This is a genomic window from Archaeoglobus neptunius (assembly GCF_016757965.1).
In the GTDB taxonomy this organism is placed as follows: Archaea; Halobacteriota; Archaeoglobi; order Archaeoglobales; family Archaeoglobaceae; genus Archaeoglobus; species Archaeoglobus neptunius.
This window is the reverse complement of the sequence record NZ_JAEKIW010000006.1, coordinates 54,266-74,698: the sequence shown is the minus strand read 5'-3', so window position 1 is coordinate 74,698 and position 20,433 is coordinate 54,266. Positions and strand designations below refer to the sequence as shown.

Here is a 20,433-nt window from a genome sequence, read left to right as displayed (position 1 = left end):
TCTGAATTTTTAAAGTCTTTCAATCCCGCATGAACTCTCAAAAAATAAATATATAATTTCAAACAGGAGAAATCTGCGTGATAGGACTTGGATGGTATTACGATAGGATGAAGCTCATTAAAAAATTTGCAAGGGAAATTGAAGTTGAAGAGGTCGCCATCTGCATCCCTCTTGAATACAAAAGTGCCTGCTTAATATACGAGCTCTCAACATACACGAACGTTCTCCCAGCAAAGCTCGACGAGCAGTCAACCAAGCCCGATGCTGTGAGGTGGCTTGAGGAGAGAGGTGTTAAGATCGTAAGAAAGAGAGAGGCTGTGAAGGCCAAGTTCTTTCTGGATTGTGCTGCCGTTCTATCCAGAGTTGCAGAAAAAGCCGGGAAAACAAAAGTGAATGTCGTGGAACTCACAAAGACCGGGGAAGATTATCTCAAAAGGCTGAAAGTGGAGGTAAAGGGAATTTCTCTCGACTCGTCAACATTGAAGGGCATCGGTGAGAACCGATACGGAACGGCCTTCGGACTCTTAGATGCCCTGATGAGGTTGAATGTATTTCTTCCGGGCAAAAAAGTTAAGATAATAGGATACGGGAGAGTTGGGGAGGGATGTGCTGAGCTGCTGAGGTCTGTTGGGTGTGAGGTCAGTGTGTGGGATAGTTCTGCCAGAAGAAGGATTGAGGCACTGTACGGGGGGTATGAGGTTTCGGAAGACCTGGATGCGGATATAATCGTAACCTGCACCGGTTCACCCAAGTGTATCGGCGAAGAAGAGCTGAGGGCGATCAGAGATGGTGCGATCCTCATGAATCTCGGGGCGGAGAGGGAGATTTCTCCGGCCGGAAAGGTTGTGGCAGAGTATGGAGACATCACAGCCTATGAGTTCGCAGGTAAAAGGTACTACATAGCAGCAAGCGGATATGCAGCGAATCTTGCAATCGGAAATGGTACGCCGATGGAGGTGATGGATCGCACATTTGCAGCGGCCATACTGGCACTCAACCACCTCAAAAGGGAGGAATTTAATGGGGTTATACCTCTACCGGGCTATATTGAGGAGGCTGTGCTGAGAGAGCTCACAAGCGTTTGACTTCACACCACAAAACTGGTAGATGAAAAGCCTGGATGAACGCAAAATTTCAAACATACCTATTTTTATGATTTAAAAATAGCAATTCTTTTAAAGATCCCTGATTATCAGAATTAAACGAGGTGATTGGATGCTGATATCGGGGGAAGACTACATTGAGCGTTTGAGGGGGTATGAGAGGGAGATATACGTTCTTGGGAAAAAGGTTGAGAACTTCGTTGACCATCCGAATATAAGGCCAACCGTTAATGCCTTTGCCTACACCTTCGAGCTTGCAAAACTCAGAGAGGAGTACTCACCTTATTCAGAACTAGTTGGAGAGAAGGTGAACAGGCTGAACTGCGTTAATAAAACTCCAGAGGATTTGATAGCGAGGTATGATTACCAGAGAGAGCTCAGTAAAAAACTCGCCACCTGCAACTATCGCTGTACGGGCTGTGATGCCATTAACGCAATCTACCCTGCGACGAAAGCGCTGGATGAAAGGGAGGGGACAGATTACCACAAGAGATTCCTGAAGTTGCTGAAGGAGATTCAGAAGAAGGACTATGCCTGCACTGCAGCTCTCACTGATGTCAAAGGAGACAGGAGTAAAAGACCAGCCGAACAAAGAGAAAAGTTCATGCATGTAGTTGAGAAAAGAGAAGATGGGATTGTTGTCAGTGGAGCTAAAATTGCACAAAGTGGTGCCTTTGCGGCAGACATTAACTTTGTACTCCCCACTCAAACATTCAAACAGGGTGAGGAGGAGTTTGCAATTGTTTTTGCGGCAACACCCGAGGATGAAGGAATAAAGTATGTGATACAGAACACGGGAGTGCAGGCAAAGCAGAGGGAAGGCGGGGAGTTCGAACCGGGAAACATCAGGTACGGTGACAGGACAACCTGCATGGTTATATTCGACAATGTATTCATTCCGTGGGAGAGGGTATTCATTTTCGAAGATCTAAGGGCCACAAGAGATGTTCTTAACTACTTTGCATCCTCCCACAGATGTGTCGGTGCTGCATGCAAGGCAGGATTCATAGATTCGATGGCAGGGGCAGCCAGTCTGATGCTTAAGGCGAACGGTCTTGAAGGGGTTGCGGTTTTACAGCAGAGGATAGCCGAAATGGTGGCTGTAAGCGAGGCAGCTTTTGGAATAGCAGCAGGAGCAGCAGTCAAAGGTTACAATGCATATGACATCTGGCATCCGAATCAGCTAATGGCCAATGCCGGGAAGATAATAGGTGTTGAAGGGTTTACAAAATCGCTTGTAAACCTGATTGACATATCTGGAGGTATAATAGGGACATCACCATCAGAGTTTGACATGAAAGGGGAGATCGGAGATAAAGTTGGAAAATACCTTTCCGCGAGTGAAAAATTTACGGTCGAACAGAGAATGAAGCTCGTGAAGTTCATCGAGTTCTGGGCAACATCATCACATCTTGTAGGGGCTATCCATGGTGGTGGCTCTCCGGCAGCAGCTCTCATCACACTAAGGTTTATCATGGACATAAAGGATAAAGAGGAGGCTGTAAGAGAGTGTTTGAACCTCTGAATCCCGAACCAATTCAGGAAGAGATTTTACCGTGTTTTTTTTTTTGGAGATCTTGTGAAACTTGGGTGGACAGATGGAGTCATTCTCTTAAAAAGTGAGAGATGTCTACACCTCTCCAATTGCCATCCTGCAGAGGTCCACAACCATCAGCGGTTCAAGCCCTTTGGCCCTCACCTTATCCGCAAGGGTGGTGTAGCACATCGGGCAGTTGAAAACAACATGCGTTGCCCCCGAATTCACCATGTCCTGAATGTTCTTCCTCTGGAGTTCTTCAGCAAGCTCAGATTTTCCTGCCAGTATAAAGGCTGCACCGCAGCACATCGCCCCTTCTCTGTCGTACTCTCTGTCAACCCTCTCAACGCCGATAAGTTCAAAAATTTTGTCCAGTGTCCTGTCAGTTTCCGGGATCAGTCTGTTGGAGCAGTTGCGCTGATATGCCACCTTTATTCCAAGCTCTCTGGCATTCATTTCTTCCAGTCTTCGATACAGATGGTCAAAGTAATGGATGTAGTTAAAAGGCACGTCGATACCGTAGGCCTTTGCAAAGGACTCGTAGAAGGCGTAGCATTCATCGTGGTACATGACTATCTCCTCAGCCCCCAGTTTTTCCAGATTGGATATGGTTCTTTCAGCTCTTTCCAGTATCACAGACACAAGCCCGTAGTGCAGGTAGAGCATATTGCAGAAAACGTGCCTCCCCCTGATGATCTCGTAACCGTCAAAAAGTTTGCTCTGAACGATCTCCTTTGCTTCGGGAAACAGACAGATGTGCACGAATTTTCCGCCGACCTTCTTAGGTATGAATTCCCCGCTAACGTCGTACCTCTCTATCAGGGCTTTCAGGGTAGCATCGCCGAGTTTTTTGACGCCATACTGCTCCTGCAGTTCGACAATTCGGTAGAAGGGATGGTTGTTGTGGGGGCAGTACTCCTCACACCCGTAGCAGGTGTAACACTCCTCCAGCAGCCTGCTGAGCTCTCCCTTAGCAATCTTAGTCCTCTCCTCCTTTGCTGAATCGAAGTCGTAGTTCAGGTTTATGCATCTGGTCAGGCAATTGTATGTGTCGCAGTTCAAACAGAGGTCAGGATCAAATTTAAGTTTGTTCATCTGATTCCACCTCCCTCTTTGCTGCATCCAGCATTCCATTGGCAGAGGTATAGATGAAGCTTATAGCTATTGGTTTTTTCGAGAGAATCTGGAAGAGTCTTTCCACGTCTTCGTCTTCTTTTCTTAGCCTGCTTACGTAGTCTTCAACATCTCCTCCCTGAGAAATAGTTTCTCTTGCAAGTTCCATCCACTGCGTAATTTTTTCGTATGCTTTTTCAACAGGCCATTTTCCCTCAACCACACCGTAGTGCGTGAAGGCAACATAGTCTATTTTCAGCTTTTTAAGTCTTTCCAGTGTGTTTAACGCTGCATTTGCATCGAATATTGGTGGACTTAGTGGGAAAACAACACCGTCGAAGTACATTCCGACAGCATCTGCCGGGAAGAGGGCCTTCAATTTCTTTAGGTAGTAAACCAGCATGTGTGGAGCATGCCCCGGAGCGTGGAGGATTTTAATGACCTCTCCACCAAGGTCCAACTCTTCGCCATCTTCAACAGCAATCACCTTTTCCCTCTCCAAGGGCTCCGGTCTACCGTAGATCTCTGCAACCTCACCAAGAACAGCTTTGGATGCTTTCCACAATTTTTCCGGGTTGATAATATGTCTAGCACCTTTTGGATGCACGATCACTTTCGCATCCAAGGCCTTTGCCAGAGTTGCAGCACCACCACCGTGGTCTATGTGGATGTGGGTGGGACAGATGTACTCCACTGCCCACTCCGGGTTGATCTCATCCAGTATTATCCGAGCACCCTTGGCAGTGCCCGGGTCAATTATGGCTGCCTTTTCGAAGTTAACCACGTATGCAGAGATGACGCCACTTTCAACGTATTTCAGGGTATCTACAAGATAGACTCCTGGCAGAACTTCCTCCATAGCTGAAATAAAATTATTATTTTTTAAATTCTTTTGGTTACTGTGCAGTGTTTTGATGGTCAGGAAACTCGGAGTCATGATTATTATGTGCCTGTACTTAACAGTTTCAATGTTCAACTTAACCATAATTTTTTGATAGAGATTGTATATCGTAAGACTTAAATGGGCATAGCATGCAGATTGTGAGTGGTAAGCATGGTGGTTAGAGATGCACGAGGTTAAAGACTGGAGTGAGGAAGTGATGAGTGGCTTGCTGTTGGGCTCTGTCTGGCTATGGTTGGTTTGGCGGTGATGCCAGCGTTTCAACAACTAAACTTGGCCTTTGAGTTGTACTACGAACATCATGAGTCCATACCGATCACGGCTACTGCTGCAGCTTACGAGGGTATAGTAATCACAGCAACTTTAGCCGCTGCGGCAGCGACATGCGGAATAGGTGCCCCAATAGTTGCAGCAGTGCTAATAATGGGAAGTCCAGTAGTAATGGAGTGATAGGTCGAATGAAAGCTCTTGAGAAGGCCTTACTCATAGTTGCGGCTGGTGGTACCCTAAACTATTTGTACTCAATTTTTTTGGTGATGAGTTACAATATTAACGCTGCAACTACTATTTCTACAATGGGTCTAAGTTATATCTTAACTGCTGGATACGGACTTATGCTAGGTGTGAGGTATAAGGGTAAGACGACACTCTCTCTTAAGGAGGCAGGGATTCTGGTACTTGTTGGTTTTGTTTTGGTGTTCGCAGCATCCTTTATTGCACTACTTGGATTACCACAGGAACTTGAAAATGTGGCATTACTTAAGAGCTTGTCTGTAATTATTGGATTAGTTGTAGGATTCTTGTGCGTTCTGGTAAATCTTCCTCAATGACTTCCCAAACTCTTCTGAGATTTACGCCAAAATAAGCGAATCAGAACGTCTCTCATGCTGGCGATTTGTCTCCAGGGTACGTCTGAATGTCTGATCCTGAATTCGGTTGGAACGTTTTTCGCAGCCTCAACTATTAATTCCAGCCTTCCCAACACCGCATCCTGAACAAAGGTATCCTCATAGAATTTCTCTTCATCAACGTTCGGTACATATTCTTTCTATTTTTTCAATACTCTCGAAGATATCATCAAGAAATAGCCTACCGTCTCTTTTCAGAGAATCATGGTTTCGAATTTCACCAGTCCACTTTTCTACCTGAGACATCTTAGAGTTCGAGCCTCAATGATACAAATTCAAGCAAATTTATATTTTTTCCAATTTCAACGCAGGTGAGAGAAAAGAGCTCCCCTCTATGTATCGCAGAACCCTCGGCAGTTAAAGCAACAGCACTGCCAGCAGCACACTTTGAGCGCTGATGATCGCCGAGAGGATCGACAAGACGGGTGTGTACGCCCCCGAAGGTATCGTTCCGGCACGGGAATTCCTGAAGAGACTTTCAGAACACATCGGGATCGTGGAAGTTGTGAAAACGCAACTTTTTAACAATTTTTAAAAAATAAAGAATTAAATGCCCAGAGCCGCCCTCTTTTCGAGAATTACCTTCTCAAGGATGTCTGCAGCTTTCACGGGGTCGTCCTCAACCACGACCTTTCCGCCCGTTAGCTTCTCCACGTCCTCGGTGTACAGTTTCACGGCATCTTCGCTCCCTGTGATTGGAGGTGCAGGGGATACATGGGTGACGAGGCCATACGCCACCGCAAACACTGCATCTATTGTGGCCTTCTGTTCCATGTACTCGGGCGCTGTCACAGCCACCGGCAGTTGCGGGATGTCAACACCCAGTGCATCGGCTATAACCCTGACCAGATAGGCCACCCTTCCCGTGTCCGTGCACGTTCCAAAGCTCAGCACGGGTGGGATGTTCAGTGCCTTGCACACAGCTCTGAGCTTCTCGCCCGCCATGTCAACAGCCTCCATCGAAGTCAGGCCGGCTACCTGCAGTGCTGCATTACCGCAGCCCATTGAAAGAACCAGTATGTCTCTCTTGATCAGCTCTTTGGCTATCGTTACAGTGTTGCTGTCGTACGGGCCGTTCTTGAGAGTTGTGCAGCTCACGAGGGCCACAACACCCTTCACATCTCCCTTCTTTATTGCATCGAGCAGGACGTTTAGATCTCCACCAAGAGCTTTGAGTATCGCCTCAGTGGAGAAGCCGACAACTATTTTCTTTTTCTCCTCCACCTTCACCGCCTTGCTCCTGTCCCTCTGCTTGAAGTTCTCGATCGCCATGTCGATAAGCCTCATCGCTATCTCTTCCACCTTCTCCGGTTCGTAATCCAGCCCCTCGTCTATGCCTCTCATTCTGACGAGCCTGCTTACGGGCACGATCTTAACACCGTAGCGCTGATATTCAGGCAGTGATGGAAGGGCACAGTTCATGTCTGCAGCAAAAACATCCACACAGCCTGTAGCCAGAGCATACTCCTGCACAATCCAGTTTCCAACGATTCCTGCAAACACAGGGCTGTCAACACGCTGAAGGATCTCCTGCCCAGTTTCGATGAAACCTATTATCTTCAGTCCCTTTGCCCCTGCGGCCCTCGCCCTCTCCTGAATCTCATCCTTTTCAGCCAGTTTTATCAGAGCTATTCCAACAAAGGGCTCGTGTCCGTCAACGGCAATGTTGACGTACTCCGGGTCGAGAATTCCGAGATCCGCATAGCTCTCATGGGGCATGGGCGTGCCGAACAGGATGTCCTGTATCGTCTCCAGGGCAAGCTGGGCCGCCATGCATGTTGCTATGCTCATCGCCATACTCTTTTTGGCGAGGGAGACGTAGTTGGTATCGACGTTGGTCATCGCAGACGAGCCCATGATCAGCAACTCCTGGAACACACCATTCGGGAATATTCCGAGCTTCTCCCACACTTCCTTCCTCTTCTCTGGAGCGAAAACCTCAACAAGTTTACTTCTCCCTATCGAGCTCAGATCGGCAATTACGAAGTCCGCAACCTTAATTGCAAGCTCTTTGACGTCTTCCCCCTCAATTCCGAGCTGCTGGGCAAACCACCTCAGCTTTTCTGCATCCTTTATCTCGAAGGGGGTTTTTCCCTCAGCCGTTGCCTTCAAAGTCCTGGCAGCCTCAATAGCATGATACGTGTAAGCTTCGGTTCCAAGCATGTTCTTGTGGGTGAAGTTTCTAACAACCATACCTGCGGCATCAATTCCACATGCCCCTGTTGGCTTATCCTTCCCAATTCTGCACGGACCCATGCTGCAGAGCTGACAGCTCAAACCTTTCTCACAAAACGGGCATCTTCCCTTCTCCTGTGCATTAAATCGGTCAATTATGTTGGTCACTCCGTCCTGCTTAACTTTCTCGTACATTCTGTTTACACTCTCGTGGTAGCTAACATTTCCTTCGATTTTCATATGTACAGATTTTTCGGAAGATATATGTGTCTAACCCCTAAAAGTTTCGGTATGCTCGAAGTACAGATAAGAACGACTCTACCAGAGAACTGTGCTCTTGGAGCTTTGAATGAAATCATGGAGAATGCGGTGATGAGGGTTGAGGGGCTTTCGAAAATCGATTCAAATGTTAAGGGATTGCTCAGGGTTAAGGCGGAAAACGTTCAAAATGTTCTCTCCAATCTTCCCTCATACTGTGAGGGTGTTTCACTCTCTGCAAAGGAAGCAAAAGTTCTCATAAGGGAACACACATGCTTTGTATCCTACCCCATTCTTGAATCTGGGTGCATTATCACCAATGTCGAGATCAAAGATAGCACACTTGTCTGGAACATCGTGTGCGACGATGAGTCATTTTTAAGCCTGCTTTCAAAGCTTGAAGAAGCGGAGGTAACCTTCGATATTATCTACAAGGGCAAACCTAACGACAAGAGCGAGATTACATACAGAGAAGAGGAAATTCTGAAGGTGGCTCTGGAGAGGGGGTATTTCGACTTCCCCAAAAAAGTAAAACTGGAGGAGCTTGCAGAGTACTTCAGCATTGCGCCATCCACCCTTTCAGAAATTTTAAGGAGAGGACAAAAAAAGGTGCTGGAAAAGTACTTTAAGGAAAAGTGAGATCACCTTTTGAAACGCATTTTGTCACTATTATTACTATTTTTACGTCTCTTCGACTTTTTGGGGGAAGAATTAATAAATCAAAAATCCTCATTCTTTAACAGGGTGGTAAAAAATGAGTATGACATGCAGTCCAGATTTGAAGTGTGTTCTAAAATGTGCTCTTGATATCTCCTGTCTTGATATGGATATTTATCTGCTTCTTTTAAAAAATCCCGGTTACGATGTGGAAACCTTGGCCGAAGAGCTCGGCAAGGATGAGAGCACGGTTTATAAGTCTTTGAGAAATCTGATGGATAAAGGACTTGTAAAGAGGGAATACAGAATTTTGAAAGGTGGTGGATACAAGTATCTCTATTTTCCGACGAATTTTGAAGAGTTTAAGAGAATAGCAAGAAGGTCTGTCGAGGAATGGCTAAAATCGTTCGAAAAAATGATAGATGAACTCGAGGAGCTGGAAAAAGATCAGATAGTTTCACTTGCCCTTGTCCACTGACACTGGCGGAGATATCCTCAGTTAAAATTAAAGACAGCCATTCAGCAACATTTCCGGTCGGAAGGTGTGTGAAATTTTGAGCAAACCAAGCCGCCGGCGGGATTTGAACCCGCGACCTGGTGATTACAAGTCACCCGCTCTGCCAGCTGAGCCACGGCGGCGCTATGGTCCTTCTAATTTGAGTGAGTTAATTAATTTTTTGCTCACTCTATGGTGCTCCTTTCAAAAAGCAGCATGGCCACACCAAGTAGAGCTGAGGATATGAGCGCAATAAGAATAACGTCGTGTATAACGGGAAATATACCTCTAACTCCTGTTAGAAAGACTCTCGCACCGTCCACTGCATAGGTCAGGGGATTGATATATGCCATGAATTTCATCCACCATGGCATTGCGCTTATCGGATATATCGCACCGCTTAAAAATATCAGTGGAAGCATCAGAACGGCCATGATCATCTGAAAACCCTCCATGCTTCTCATTCTTGTTGCTACACTAACTCCGAAACTTGAAAATGCGATTGATAATAGAAATCCGATGAACAGTGCCGGTAAAACCCCCGCCAGCCTTATCTTTGCAAGAAAAATGGTCAAAATCAGAATTACGAAACCCTGCAATGTTGCAACAACGGAGTCTCCGATAATTCTTCCGGCTATTGTTTCCTTTCTGGATGCCGGAGCCACAAGAACTTCCTTCAGAAATCCGAACTCCCTGTCCCATATCACACTTATTCCGCTTATGAAGCTCTGGTTGAATACCGTCATTGCGAAAATTCCTGGAGCAAGATATGTGAGATAATCAACCCCCCCAAACATCCTCGTATCTCTGAAAACGCCACTCCATCCAACACCAAAGAAAATGAACCAAACAAGCGGGTTTATGATCATACCTGCGACTCTTGATTTTGCCCGTGTAAATCTCCTGAGCTGTCGGTAAATCATAACAAAGAGGGCCCTCATCTTCTCATCCTCGCCCTGACCATTGCCTTTTTGAAAAATTCTCCACCCTCATCTCTTATCTCCCTACCGGTCAGATGGAGAAAAACATCGTTTAGGGTGGGTCTGTGATAGGTGATTTCGAGAATCGTAATCTTCCTTTCCCCGGCAATCTCAAAAATTCGGGGTATGGCTTCAGCAGCATTATCCACGTCAATACTGATCCTCCCGTCAGGAAGTACCCTGCACGATCTGACAAACTCAGCTTCCTCAATACAGTCCACCCTGCCCCTGACTTTCAGGTAAACCACGTCACTCCCGACAAGTCTCTTGAGTTCATCCACACTTCCTTCTGCTATTATCTTTCCCTGATCGATTATGGCAATCCGATCCGCAAGCATTTCTGCCTCTTCCATGTAGTGAGTTGTTAGAAATATGGTCATTCCGCTCTCCTTCCTCATCACTTTAATGTATTCCCAAACATGGGCTCTTGTTTGGGGATCAAGACCAAGTGTGGGCTCATCTAGAAAGAGAATTTCCGGTTCATGCAGCAGGGAGCGTGCGATTTCCAGCCTTCTTTGCATTCCTCCGCTGAAGTGCTTAACAAGCTTGTCCCTGAAATCCCAGAGTTCGACAAACTCAAGGAGCATCTTAATTTTATCTTTCAGCGCTCTCCCTTTTAGCCCGTAAACACCACCATGCACAATCATGTTTTCGTAGGCGGTCAGATCTCTGTCAATGCTAGGGTCCTGAAAAACAATACCTATTCTTTTTCTAACTTCTTTTGGATCCCTGACTACATCCAGACCGGCAACTCTGACCATCCCATCTGTTGGCTTTAGAAGCGTGGTCAGGATGTGCACGGTTGTGGTTTTGCCCGCTCCGTTGGGGCCTAAAAAAGCGAATATTTCGCCCTTTTTTACTCTGAATGAAATACCTCTGACTGCTTCAAACTCTCCAAACTTTTTGACAAGATTCTCCACCTCGATCGCATACAGGAGCACCACCCCGACTCAATGCTTATTGTACGCTTCAGACTTCTTCTGTTTTCCAAATGATATATCTGATTTCCGAAACAGTGGTGCTTGTTGAGTAAAGGAGGAGGTTGCCACTTATTTGCGAACCACGAAAAAGATTTAAATCCTCCACCCTTTCATAACGTGAGGGCTCGTAGCTCAGCCAGGCAGAGCGACGGGCTTTTAACCCGTCGGTCGCGGGTTCAAATCCCGTCGAGCCCGTATCTAAACTCAGGAGGATAGCTATGAAGTTCAAATTGCAGGATCACATGCTCGTTCCAAAACATGAAATTCTGAGTGAGGAGGAGGCTGAGGAATTGCTAAAGGTACTGGGAGTCCGTAAAGAGCAGCTTCCAAAGATAAAGGCAGATGACCCGATAGTCAAGGAGATTGGTGCGAAGGTAGGAGACATAGTAAAGATCACACGGAAAAGTTTAACTGCAGGTGAGAGTGTTTTTTACAGATTGGTTGTATGAAGAAAATTTGTGAAAATAAACAAAAGGTGAGAATACATGCTCGACACTCGTGTTTTGGCGAGAGCGTACTTCACTCATGAAAGACTCGTCAAACATCAGATAGATTCGTTTAACAGATTCGTGGATGAAGGTTTGCAGAAAGTAATCGATGAACAGGGAATCATCGAACTCGACATACCCGATACGTACGTTGAGCTTGGCAGGATAAGGGTCGGAACTCCGATGATTAAGGAGGCCGAAGGTACGGTAATGCCGCTTCTGCCAGCAGATGCCAGGTTAAGGAATCTCAGTTATGCAGCCCCAATATACCTTGAAACTACAGTTTACGACGAAGGCAAGGCCCTTGAAACCGAAATAGTGCAGATAGGAATGCTTCCAGTAATGGTCAAGTCGAAGATATGCAATCTGAACCCTGTTTTCATAGATTCGGTACTGGAAAAGGCAAGAAAAGTTGACAACCCCCATACACTGGACTATGAAGAGAAACTCTGCATAGCGGGGGAGGACCCGTATGATTCGGGAGGGTATTTTATAATAAACGGAACCGAAAGGGCACTTGTAACACTTGAGGATTTGTCTCCGAACAAGATTTTGCTTGAAAGAGAGGAGAAATATGGTGAAATGACCGAGCTGGCCAAGTGTTTCTCCCAGAGAGCTGGTTATCGAGCTTTGATAGTGGTAGAAAGGGGCAGGAACAACATTCTTGAGGTCACGTTCCCTCAGCTTCCAAAACCCATAAAGTTTGTGACTTTGATGAGGGCGCTTGGTGTGGAGACAGACCAGGAAATAGTAGAGATGGTAAGCACGAACCCGGAGATTATGAAGTATATGCTTCAGAATGTTGAAGATTCTGACGTTGGGAGTTATGAGGAGGCCATTGAATACATAGGCCGCAGAGTTGCACCCGGACAGAGCAGGGAGTACAGAAACCAGAGGGCCGAGCAAGTTATCGACCAGTACTTCCTGCCACATCTGGGAACTGACAGGGATTCCAGAAAAGCAAAAGCATTCTTCCTCGCAAGAATGGCTGAGGCAGTCTTTGAGCTTTATCTTGGCTTGAAAAGAGAGGACGATAAGGATCACTATGCCAACAAGAGGCTGAAGCTTGCCGGAGATCTTATGGAGGAAATTTTCCGCGTGGCCTTTTTAAGATTGATTAAAGACGTGAAATACCAGCTCGAAAGGGCGAAAATAAGGGGTAGACCGTTGAAGATGTCAACTGCGGTAAGGAGCGATGTACTCACCGACAGAATAATGCATCCGATGGCTACCGGTAACTGGGTTGGTGGTAGAACGGGAGTGTCTCAGCTTATCGACAGGCACAATTACATATCTGTTTTGTCCCATCTCAGAAGGGTTGTATCTCCTCTTTCGCGCTCTCAGCCGCACTTTGAGGCAAGAGACCTGCATCCCACACAGTGGGGCAGAATATGTCCCAGCGAAACGCCGGAAGGTCCAAACTGTGGTCTTGTCAAAAATTTTGCAGAATATGCTGAGGTAAGCGTGGGAACGGATGAGGAGGATATTAAGAGAACGCTGTTCAAACTCGGTGTTGTTCCGATAAGGGGTGAGTAGTGTGAGGAAATGCAGAGTTTATGTAAATGGGGCCCTAATAGGATTTCACGATAATGGAGAAGAACTGGCTGAGAAAATCCGTGAAATGAGGAGGAAGGGAAAAATTTCAAATCAGGTTAATGTCGTTTATTACTCCGATTCGAATGAGGTCAGGATAAATACAGACCCTGGGAGGGCGAGGAGACCTCTGATTATTGTTAAAGATGGAAAACCTCTTGTAACTCCAGAACATATTGAGAAAATAAGGAATGGTGAGCTGACAATAGATGATCTGGTGAAACAGGGACTTATTGAGTTTCTCGATGCTGAGGAAGAGGAAAATGCCTACGTTGCTGTTTACGAGCATGAGCTAACTCCGGAGCACACACACCTTGAACTCGACCCATCCCTAATTGTGGGGATCTGTACGGGAAGCATTCCTTATGCCGAGCACAATGCATCACCGAGAAATACAATGGGGGCTGCGATGATAAAACAGAGCCTCGGAATACCGTATTCAAACCTAGCGTGGAGAACTGACACAAGAGGACATCTGCTCCAGCATCCCCAGGTCCCGCTTGTTACAACAGACACCCAAAGGGAGATTAAATTTGATGAGAGACCTGCAGGCCAGAACTTCGTTGTGGCTGTTTTGAGCTATGAGGGATACAACATCGAGGATGCTCTCATAATGAACAAGGGGAGTATTGAGAGGGGGCTCGGTAGATCGTTCTTTTACAGAACGTACGAATCGGAGGAGATGAGGTACCCCGGTGGTCAGGAAGACAAATTCGAAATTCCAGGAGCGGACGTTTCGGGATTCAGGGGGGCTGATGCATATTCTCATCTTGACGAAGATGGTCTGGTATTTCCGGAAACTGAAGTAGGACCGGATGATGTGCTAATCGGTAAAACATCTCCACCCAGATTCCTTGAAGAGCCTACGGAACTTGGGATCTCTCCGCAGAAGAGGAGAGAAACGTCGATAACAATGAGGAGCAACGAAAAAGGCATTGTCGATGCTGTTTTTCTCATGCAATCTGAGGGCGGTTCAAAGCTCGCTAAGGTCAGGGTAAGGGATTACAGGATTCCCGAATTGGGGGATAAATTTGCCTCCAGACACGGACAGAAAGGTGTTGTGGGTCTGATTGTGCCTGAAGAGGATATGCCATTTACCGAATCCGGGATCGTTCCGGATATGATAATCAATCCACATGCCATACCGTCTAGAATGACCGTCGGTCACGTTCTGGACATGATTGGCGGTAAAGTCGGATGCCTTGAAGGTAGAAGGGTTGATGGGACCCTGTTCCATGGTGAACGGGAGGAAGATTTGAGAGCAACCCTTAAAAAATACGGATTCAGCCACACGGGTAAGGAGGTCATGTACGATGGAATAACGGGCAGGAGATATGTAGTTGATATATTCGTGGGTGTCATCTACTATCAGAAGCTGTACCACATGGTTTCAAGCAAAATCCACGCTCGCAGCCGCGGTCCTGTGCAGGTTCTTACGAGACAGCCGACAGAGGGAAGAGCGAGAAAGGGTGGTTTGAGGTTCGGAGAGATGGAAAGAGACGTTTTGATAGGACACGGTGCTGCATTACTCCTTAAGGACAGGCTTTTGGAGGAATCAGACAAGGTTGACGTATGGGTTTGTGGAAACTGTGGCCATATCGCAACTTATGACTACAGAAGGCACACCGCTTACTGCTATGTATGTGACGACGATAGCAACATCCACCGAGTTGAAATGAGCTATGCATTCAAACTTCTTCTGGATGAGCTGAAGTCAATGATGATTGCTCCCAGAATAGTTCTCGGAGATAAAGCATAGAGGTGATATAATGATCCCAAAAAGAGTAGCTGCTTTAAAGTTTGAGGTTCTCTCCCCGCAGGAAATAAGGAGAATGAGTGTTGTAAAGATCATCACTCCTGAAACGTATGATGATGATGGTTTTCCAATTGACGGAGGACTTATGGACACAAGACTTGGGGTTATAGACCCCGGTTTGAGGTGCAAGACCTGTGGTGGAAAGGCGGGAGAGTGTCCGGGGCATTTTGGTCATGTCGAGCTTGCTGCCCCTGTAATTCATGTCGGATATGCAAAGATGATAGCAAGACTCCTCAGCGGTACCTGCAGAGAATGTGGCAGAATTCTGCTTAAAGACAGCAGGAGAGACAAGTTCATAAGTGAGATTGAGAGAAGGAAGGAGCTAAACCAGAGTTATGAGGATATAATCAAAGAGGTCTTCCGGTTAACCAAAGCTGCGAAAAAGTGTCCTCACTGCGGGGCTGAGCAGTTCGAAATTAAATTTGACAAGCCAACATTTTTCTACGAGGAGGATCACAGGCTTACGCCTAAGGACGTGAGGGAGCGGCTTGAGAAGATTCCGGATGATGATTTACCTGCGTTCGGGCTGAATCCAAAGGCTTCACGTCCAGAGTGGTTCGTTCTGACAGTTTTGCTTGTTCCACCTGTAACTGTCAGACCGTCAATCATTCTGGAAACCGGGCAGAGAAGTGAAGATGATCTTACCCACAAACTGGTGGACATAATCAGGATAAATCAGAGATTTATGGAGAACAAGGAAGCCGGTGCACCTCAGCAGATTCTCGAGGATTTATGGGAACTTCTGCAGTATCATGTTACAACGTATCTTGACAACGAGGTAAGCGGGATACCGCCTGCAAGACATCGTAGCGGAAGACCGCTGAAAACTCTTGCTCAGCGTTTGAAAGGAAAGGAAGGACGTTTCAGAGGTTCACTTTCCGGTAAGAGGGTCAATTTCTCCGCCAGAACTGTAATCAGCCCAGATCCATGTCTGAGTATAAATGAGGTTGGAGTACCAAAGGAGATTGCTGAGGAGGTCACGGTTCCTCTATTTGTAACTCCCAGCAATATCGAAATAGCACGGGAGTTTGTTCTCAGAAGTGAACATCCGAAGGCGAACTACATAGTAAGACCTGATGGAAGGAGGATAAGGGTGATAGAGAGCAATAAAGAAGAGCTTGCTGAAAAACTCGAGCCGGGATGGATCGTCGAGAGGCAACTCATGGATGGTGACATCGTTCTGTTCAACAGGCAACCATCACTCCACAGGATGAGTATAATGGCTCACTACGTGAGAGTCCTACCCTACAAGACATTCCGCCTGAATCCGGCTGTATGCCCTCCATACAATGCTGATTTTGACGGTGACGAGATGAACCTGCACGTCCCTCAGAGCCTTGAGGCTCAGGCAGAAGCGAAGATTTTGATGGCGGTTCAGGAACACATTCTTTCTCCCAGATTCGGTGGACCGATTATCGGCGGCATCCATGACCATATCAGCGGATTGTATCTTCTGACAAGAGGTGAGAAAAAGTTCAGCCGGGAAGAAGCAATGGAGCTGCTCAGGGCAGTGGAGATATCCGAAATTCCTGTAAAGGATGAATACACAGGTAAGGAGATTTTCAGCTTCATACTACCGGATCTCACGCTTGAGTTCAAAGCTGAGATATGTCAGGGCTGTGAGGAGTGTAAGAGGGAGAATTGTGAGTACGATGCCTACGTGATAATCGAGAAGGGTAAACTTCTGAAGGGTACTATAGATGAAAAAGCTGTAGGTGCGTTTAAAGGCATTATTATCGATGAAATCGCTAGGAAATACGGAAAGGACGAGGCAAAGAAGTTCATAGATAATATGACACAGCTTGCAATAAGGATAATAAGCAAGCTTGGTTTCACGGTTGGGATCGATGATGAGGATATACCGAAAGAAGCTGCCATGCAGATTGACGAGGTTTTGAAAGAAGCAGAGAACGAGGTGAACAGGCTGATAAAGGCGTACAGAGATGGCAATCTTGAGCCAATGCCCGGCAGAAGTATCGAAGAGACACTGGAAATGAGGATAATGCAGGTGCTTGGAAGAGCCAGAGATAGGGCAGGTAAAATAGCTCAGAGACATCTCGGTATGGATAATGCGGCCGTTATCATGGCTGTAAGTGGTGCTAGAGGTTCGATGCTTAACCTGACCCAGATGGCTGCCTGTATCGGTCAGCAGTCTGTTAGAGGAGAGAGAATAAGCAGAGGGTACACCTACACAAACAGAACTCTCAGTCACTTCAAACCCGGGGATCTGGGGGCGGAGGCAAGAGGTTTTGTCAGGAGCAGTTACAAGAAAGGTCTGAGTCCGGTTGAGTTTTTCTTCCATGCTGCTGGAGGCAGGGAAGGACTTGTTGATACAGCTGTCAGAACCTCTCAGTCTGGCTATCTGCAGAGAAGGATGATCAACGCCCTTCAGGATCTAAAAGTTGAGTATGATGGGACTGTAAGGGAGCAGACTTCAGGAGCTCTGGTTCAGTTCAGATATGGAGAGGATGGAACAGATCCAATGAGGAGCTTCAGGGGCAAAGCTGTTGATGTCAGGAGAATCATCCGTGAGGTCGTGGGGGAGGTGAAGAAATGAAAAAAGAAGTAGATTATGATTCGATAATTAACGAGTATCCTTTTCCTCCTGCTATAAAAGAGGAAATTAAAGCTGAGCTTAAAAGAAATAAATTGAATAAAACCAACGCCAAGAAGGTGGTGGAGAAATGCTTTAAGGCTTATCTCGCAAATCTGATGGAGCCGGGTGAGGCTGCCGGTATAGTTGCTGCTCAATCCATAGGAGAACCAGGTACGCAGATGACAATGAGAACGTTCCACTATGCTGGTGTTGCAGAAATCAACGTTACACTCGGTCTGCCAAGGCTTATTGAAATCCTTGATGTCCGAAAGAATCCGTCAACACCGATGATGACCATAAGACTGCTGCCAGAGTATGCAAAAGACAGAGAAAAGGCCAGAGAAGTGGCCAACAGGATTGAGGCAACTTACGTTAGGGATGTTGCGGACATCGAGGTGGACATCAGGAGACTGAGGATAATAGTGAAACCGGACTCGAAAGCTCTGGAGAGAAAAGGACTGTCTATGGATGACCTGAAGAACAAGATATCAAAGGCTCTGAAGATCGAGGTGGAGGAAGATGAGAGCGGTAATTTCATTATTCAGATCACAGAACCGAGCTACAAGGCGTTAATGGTTGCCTTTGACAAGCTCAAGGATACCGTCGTCATGGGACTGAAGGAGATAAAGAGGGTCATCATCAGAAAAGAGGACAACGAGTATGTGCTCTATACGGAAGGTTCAAACCTGAAGAAGATGATGAAAATAAAGGGGGTCGACTTCGCAAGGACCACCACAAATAACATATACGAGATATACGAGGTACTTGGGATTGAAGCAGCAAGGAATGCTATAATCAAGGAGGCTCTGGACACTCTGGAAGAACAGGGTTTGGAGGTGGATGCGAGGCACATAATGCTCGTGGCTGATGTTATGACCGCAGATGGGGAGCTGAGGCAGATAGGAAGGCATGGTGTTGCGGGAGAAAAGCAGAGCATACTGGCCAGAGCGGCATTCGAGATGACGGTAAACAATCTGCTGGATGCTGCGGTGAAGGGTGAGGTTGATTATTTGAGGGGTATTACGGAGAATATAATTGTTGGTCAGCCTATAAAACTCGGTACAGGTGATGTAGAGCTTGTGTTAAAGCTGGGGGGTAGAAAATGACGGATGTGGAATCTTTGATAAGGGCCGTATTGAAAACCGGCGGGTATCGCTTGGGTAGTAAAAGCACACTGAAAGCGTTGAAGATGGGTGAGGCAAAGGCAGTGATTGTAGCATCAAACTGCCCTGAAGACGTTCTTGAGGCCATAAAGAGCTATGATGTGAAGGTAATGGTCTACGAGGGGAACAACATGGAGCTTGGAGCATTCTGTGGTAAACCGTTCAGCGTTGCAGCGATGGCGATAACGGAAGAGATAGAGTAACCCCTGTGAGGGTCATGCATGGGAGTCAAGCTTTCAGCGGAGAGCATCAGATACCTTACACTTTTTGAGAACCTTACAGGAGCGAGTGTAAAGGACTGCCTGGTTTACGACGACAAAGTGGTTTTCGTTGTAAAAAGAGGTGACATGGGTGTTGCAATTGGGAAGGGAGGCATAAATGTAGAAAGAGCAAAAGAGCTCATAGGAAAAAGGATAGAGATTATCGAGCATTCTGAAGATCCTGCTGAGTTCATAGCCAACATTTTTAAACCCATAAAGGTTAACGTCAAGTTAATGGATAAAGGTGGAGTGAAGATCGCCCAGGTTAGTGTAAGTCCGGATTTAAAAGGAATAGTGATTGGGAAAGGAGGTAAAAACATTAATAAAGCCAAGGAACTGGCTAAAAGGCATCACGATATTGAAGATGTGATCGTAAGGTGATGGATATGGGTAGAGGGTTATTTGCAGCAAGAAAGCTCATCGAGACGAAGAAGAAGTTCAGATGGAGTGACAGGAGGTTTGTAAGGAGAACTCTCGGACTGGCTGCAAAAGCTGATCCGCTTGAGGGTGCACCAATGGCGAGGGGAATTGTGCTTGAGAAAATCGGAATTGAGGCAAGGCAACCGAACTCGGCTATCAGAAAGGCTGTTAGAGTTCAGTTGATAAAGAATGGTAGGCAGATAACAGCATTCTGTCCCGGAGATGGTGCAATCAATTTCATTGATGAACACGATGAAGTGATTGTTGAGAAAATTGGAGGAAGAATGGGCAGGAGCATGGGAGATATTCCAGGAGTCAGGTACAAAGTGGTAAAGGTAAACAACACAAGTTTGAGAGAGCTTGTGAGGGGAAGAAAAGAAAAGAGACTGAGGTGAGGCAATGAAATACGGATTTACAAAGGAAGAGCTTCTGGTGTTTGGAAAATACGATCCAGAGGAGGTTCAGATAGGTGACCCTGCACTGGAAGGATACATCTGCCTGGAACCGAAGTTTGTTCCCCACAATCACGGGAGGCATGCAAACACGCCCTTTGCAAAACAAAGGGTATTCATTGTCGAGAGATTGATAAACAAAATGATGAGGAGAGGTTACAATACCGGAAAGAAGATTCTCGCCTACAATATAGTTAAGGAGGCATTTGAGATTATTGAGAAGAAGACGAAGAAAAATCCGATTCAGGTCCTCGTTGATGCTATCATCAATGCAGGACCAAGAGAAGAAGTGGTCAGGCTGAAGTATGGTGGAATTGCAGTTCCAAAAGCAGTTGACACTTCAAGCTCAAGAAGGGTCGATATAGCTCTCAGGAATATTGCAGAAGGGGCTAAAAGAGCGGCGTTCAAGTCGAAAAGGAGCATAGCTCAGTGTCTTGCTGATGAGATTATTGCTGCGGCCAATAATGAAAGCAGGAGTTACGCCGTTTCGAAGAAAGAGGAAGTTGAGAGAGTAGCCAAGTCAGCGAGGTGATGGGA

General features: G+C 46.4%; 20 protein-coding genes, 2 tRNA genes and 1 pseudogene. 16 read left to right on the top strand and 7 right to left on the bottom strand.

Going from position 1 to position 20,433, the window contains the following annotated elements; all coding sequences use genetic code 11:
- The first annotated feature begins 77 nt into the window (after positions 1-77).
- Positions 78-1,085 carry an adenosylhomocysteinase gene (locus JFQ59_RS05730; RefSeq protein ID WP_202319459.1) on the top strand — a complete coding sequence of 336 codons (1,008 nt, stop codon included), beginning with the start codon at positions 78-80 and terminating at the stop codon, positions 1,083-1,085.
- A 130-nt stretch (positions 1,086-1,215) separates the two neighbouring features.
- Positions 1,216-2,628, top strand: coding sequence for a 4-hydroxyphenylacetate 3-hydroxylase N-terminal domain-containing protein (locus JFQ59_RS05725; RefSeq protein WP_202319458.1), 1,413 nt, complete (start codon positions 1,216-1,218; stop codon positions 2,626-2,628).
- Between the two features lie 105 nt (positions 2,629-2,733).
- On the opposite strand, the gene JFQ59_RS05720 is transcribed toward JFQ59_RS05725, so the two are convergent.
- Both JFQ59_RS05720 and JFQ59_RS05715 read right to left on the bottom strand, forming a co-directional pair.
- On the bottom strand, positions 2,734-3,735 hold the full coding sequence (locus JFQ59_RS05720) for a (Fe-S)-binding protein (protein ID WP_202319457.1): 1,002 nt from the start codon (positions 3,733-3,735) through the stop codon (positions 2,734-2,736).
- Positions 3,722-4,612, bottom strand: coding sequence for an MBL fold metallo-hydrolase (locus JFQ59_RS05715; protein ID WP_202319456.1), 891 nt, complete (start codon positions 4,610-4,612; stop codon positions 3,722-3,724). The genes JFQ59_RS05720 and JFQ59_RS05715 overlap by 14 nt, the downstream gene beginning before the upstream one ends.
- 500 nt (positions 4,613-5,112) lie before the next feature.
- On the opposite strand from JFQ59_RS05715, the gene JFQ59_RS05710 reads away from it, so the two are divergent.
- Entirely contained in the window at positions 5,113-5,484 is a 372-nt protein-coding gene (locus tag JFQ59_RS05710) for a hypothetical protein (protein WP_202319455.1), read from the top strand.
- On the opposite strand, the pseudogene JFQ59_RS12785 reads toward JFQ59_RS05710, so the two are convergent.
- A pseudogene (locus tag JFQ59_RS12785) lies at positions 5,478-5,642 on the bottom strand (HepT-like ribonuclease domain-containing protein); the annotation flags it as partial. The gene JFQ59_RS05710 and the pseudogene JFQ59_RS12785 sit on opposite strands and share 7 nt — an antisense overlap.
- Positions 5,643-5,959: 317 nt before the next feature.
- Here JFQ59_RS12785 and JFQ59_RS05700 point away from each other — a divergent pair.
- Complete coding sequence (locus JFQ59_RS05700) at positions 5,960-6,097, top strand: hypothetical protein (protein WP_202319454.1); 138 nt, start codon at positions 5,960-5,962, stop codon at positions 6,095-6,097.
- Between the two features lie 11 nt (positions 6,098-6,108).
- On the opposite strand, the gene cooS is transcribed toward JFQ59_RS05700, so the two are convergent.
- Entirely contained in the window at positions 6,109-7,977 is a 1,869-nt protein-coding gene (cooS, locus tag JFQ59_RS05695) for an anaerobic carbon-monoxide dehydrogenase catalytic subunit (protein ID WP_202319453.1), read from the bottom strand.
- A gap of 51 nt (positions 7,978-8,028) precedes the next feature.
- Between cooS and JFQ59_RS05690 the strand changes: the two genes are divergently transcribed.
- Together JFQ59_RS05690 and JFQ59_RS05685 are read left to right on the top strand one after the other, a co-directional pair.
- Positions 8,029-8,634: a helix-turn-helix domain-containing protein gene (locus JFQ59_RS05690; RefSeq protein ID WP_202319452.1), complete on the top strand. Its 606-nt coding sequence runs from the start codon at positions 8,029-8,031 to the stop codon at positions 8,632-8,634.
- 115 nt (positions 8,635-8,749) lie between these two features.
- Positions 8,750-9,130 carry a helix-turn-helix domain-containing protein gene (locus JFQ59_RS05685; protein ID WP_202319451.1) on the top strand — a complete coding sequence of 127 codons (381 nt, stop codon included), beginning with the start codon at positions 8,750-8,752 and terminating at the stop codon, positions 9,128-9,130.
- An 88-nt stretch (positions 9,131-9,218) separates the two neighbouring features.
- Here JFQ59_RS05685 and JFQ59_RS05680 read toward each other — a convergent pair.
- The 3 genes from JFQ59_RS05680 to JFQ59_RS05670 form a co-directional block, all read right to left on the bottom strand.
- Positions 9,219-9,291: transfer RNA gene (locus JFQ59_RS05680), tRNA-Thr, on the bottom strand.
- A gap of 42 nt (positions 9,292-9,333) precedes the next feature.
- Positions 9,334-10,089 carry an ABC transporter permease gene (locus JFQ59_RS05675; RefSeq protein WP_202319450.1) on the bottom strand — a complete coding sequence of 252 codons (756 nt, stop codon included), beginning with the start codon at positions 10,087-10,089 and terminating at the stop codon, positions 9,334-9,336.
- Entirely contained in the window at positions 10,086-11,063 is a 978-nt protein-coding gene (locus JFQ59_RS05670) for an ATP-binding cassette domain-containing protein (RefSeq protein ID WP_202319532.1), read from the bottom strand. The genes JFQ59_RS05675 and JFQ59_RS05670 overlap by 4 nt, the downstream gene beginning before the upstream one ends.
- A gap of 166 nt (positions 11,064-11,229) precedes the next feature.
- On the opposite strand from JFQ59_RS05670, the gene JFQ59_RS05665 reads away from it, so the two are divergent.
- From JFQ59_RS05665 to rpsG, 10 genes are all read left to right on the top strand, one after another.
- Positions 11,230-11,303: transfer RNA gene (locus JFQ59_RS05665), tRNA-Lys, on the top strand.
- A 23-nt stretch (positions 11,304-11,326) separates the two neighbouring features.
- Positions 11,327-11,557, top strand: a complete 231-nt coding sequence (locus JFQ59_RS05660) for a DNA-directed RNA polymerase subunit H (protein ID WP_202319449.1) — start codon at positions 11,327-11,329, stop codon at positions 11,555-11,557.
- Positions 11,558-11,593: 36 nt separating this feature from the next.
- The gene (locus tag JFQ59_RS05655) at positions 11,594-13,132 is read left to right on the top strand and encodes a DNA-directed RNA polymerase subunit B'' (RefSeq protein WP_202319448.1); all 1,539 of its coding nucleotides are present in this window, start codon (positions 11,594-11,596) and stop codon (positions 13,130-13,132) included.
- A 1-nt stretch (position 13,133) separates the two neighbouring features.
- A complete protein-coding gene (rpoB, locus tag JFQ59_RS05650; protein WP_202319447.1) occupies positions 13,134-14,948 on the top strand; it encodes a DNA-directed RNA polymerase subunit B in 1,815 nt (604 codons plus the stop codon).
- A gap of 10 nt (positions 14,949-14,958) precedes the next feature.
- Positions 14,959-17,562 carry a DNA-directed RNA polymerase subunit A' gene (locus tag JFQ59_RS05645; RefSeq protein ID WP_202319446.1) on the top strand — a complete coding sequence of 868 codons (2,604 nt, stop codon included), beginning with the start codon at positions 14,959-14,961 and terminating at the stop codon, positions 17,560-17,562.
- Complete coding sequence (gene rpoA2, locus JFQ59_RS05640; RefSeq protein ID WP_202319445.1) at positions 17,559-18,707, top strand: DNA-directed RNA polymerase subunit A''; 1,149 nt, start codon at positions 17,559-17,561, stop codon at positions 18,705-18,707. Before JFQ59_RS05645 ends, rpoA2 begins: the two co-directional genes overlap by 4 nt.
- Entirely contained in the window at positions 18,704-18,967 is a 264-nt protein-coding gene (locus JFQ59_RS05635) for a 50S ribosomal protein L30e (protein ID WP_202319444.1), read from the top strand. Before rpoA2 ends, JFQ59_RS05635 begins: the two co-directional genes overlap by 4 nt.
- Positions 18,968-18,985: 18 nt before the next feature.
- Positions 18,986-19,405 carry a NusA-like transcription termination signal-binding factor gene (locus JFQ59_RS05630; protein WP_202319443.1) on the top strand — a complete coding sequence of 140 codons (420 nt, stop codon included), beginning with the start codon at positions 18,986-18,988 and terminating at the stop codon, positions 19,403-19,405.
- Positions 19,406-19,410: 5 nt separating this feature from the next.
- On the top strand, positions 19,411-19,839 hold the full coding sequence (locus JFQ59_RS05625) for a 30S ribosomal protein S12 (protein ID WP_202319442.1): 429 nt from the start codon (positions 19,411-19,413) through the stop codon (positions 19,837-19,839).
- A gap of 4 nt (positions 19,840-19,843) precedes the next feature.
- The gene (gene rpsG, locus JFQ59_RS05620) at positions 19,844-20,428 is read left to right on the top strand and encodes a 30S ribosomal protein S7 (RefSeq protein WP_202319441.1); all 585 of its coding nucleotides are present in this window, start codon (positions 19,844-19,846) and stop codon (positions 20,426-20,428) included.
- Positions 20,429-20,433: the final 5 nt, after the last annotated feature.

What these genes read in the sequence shown, in the direction of transcription:
- JFQ59_RS05725 (WP_202319458.1), top strand. Translation starts at nt 1,216, where the DNA reads ATGCTGATATCGGGGGAAGACTACATTGAGCGTTTGAGGGGGTATGAG.
- JFQ59_RS05720 (WP_202319457.1), bottom strand. Translation starts at nt 3,735, where the DNA reads ATGAACAAACTTAAATTTGATCCTGACCTCTGTTTGAACTGCGACACA.
- JFQ59_RS05715 (WP_202319456.1), bottom strand. Translation starts at nt 4,612, where the DNA reads ATGGAGGAAGTTCTGCCAGGAGTCTATCTTGTAGATACCCTGAAATAC.
- JFQ59_RS05710 (WP_202319455.1), top strand. Translation starts at nt 5,113, where the DNA reads ATGAAAGCTCTTGAGAAGGCCTTACTCATAGTTGCGGCTGGTGGTACC.
- JFQ59_RS05700 (WP_202319454.1), top strand. Translation starts at nt 5,960, where the DNA reads ATGATCGCCGAGAGGATCGACAAGACGGGTGTGTACGCCCCCGAAGGT.
- cooS (WP_202319453.1), bottom strand. Translation starts at nt 7,977, where the DNA reads ATGAAAATCGAAGGAAATGTTAGCTACCACGAGAGTGTAAACAGAATG.
- JFQ59_RS05690 (WP_202319452.1), top strand. Translation starts at nt 8,029, where the DNA reads ATGCTCGAAGTACAGATAAGAACGACTCTACCAGAGAACTGTGCTCTT.
- JFQ59_RS05685 (WP_202319451.1), top strand. Translation starts at nt 8,750, where the DNA reads ATGAGTATGACATGCAGTCCAGATTTGAAGTGTGTTCTAAAATGTGCT.
- JFQ59_RS05675 (WP_202319450.1), bottom strand. Translation starts at nt 10,089, where the DNA reads ATGAGGGCCCTCTTTGTTATGATTTACCGACAGCTCAGGAGATTTACA.
- JFQ59_RS05660 (WP_202319449.1), top strand. Translation starts at nt 11,327, where the DNA reads ATGAAGTTCAAATTGCAGGATCACATGCTCGTTCCAAAACATGAAATT.
- JFQ59_RS05655 (WP_202319448.1), top strand. Translation starts at nt 11,594, where the DNA reads ATGCTCGACACTCGTGTTTTGGCGAGAGCGTACTTCACTCATGAAAGA.
- JFQ59_RS05645 (WP_202319446.1), top strand. Translation starts at nt 14,959, where the DNA reads ATGATCCCAAAAAGAGTAGCTGCTTTAAAGTTTGAGGTTCTCTCCCCG.
- rpoA2 (WP_202319445.1), top strand. Translation starts at nt 17,559, where the DNA reads ATGAAAAAAGAAGTAGATTATGATTCGATAATTAACGAGTATCCTTTT.
- JFQ59_RS05635 (WP_202319444.1), top strand. Translation starts at nt 18,704, where the DNA reads ATGACGGATGTGGAATCTTTGATAAGGGCCGTATTGAAAACCGGCGGG.
- JFQ59_RS05630 (WP_202319443.1), top strand. Translation starts at nt 18,986, where the DNA reads ATGGGAGTCAAGCTTTCAGCGGAGAGCATCAGATACCTTACACTTTTT.
- JFQ59_RS05625 (WP_202319442.1), top strand. Translation starts at nt 19,411, where the DNA reads ATGGGTAGAGGGTTATTTGCAGCAAGAAAGCTCATCGAGACGAAGAAG.
- rpsG (WP_202319441.1), top strand. Translation starts at nt 19,844, where the DNA reads ATGAAATACGGATTTACAAAGGAAGAGCTTCTGGTGTTTGGAAAATAC.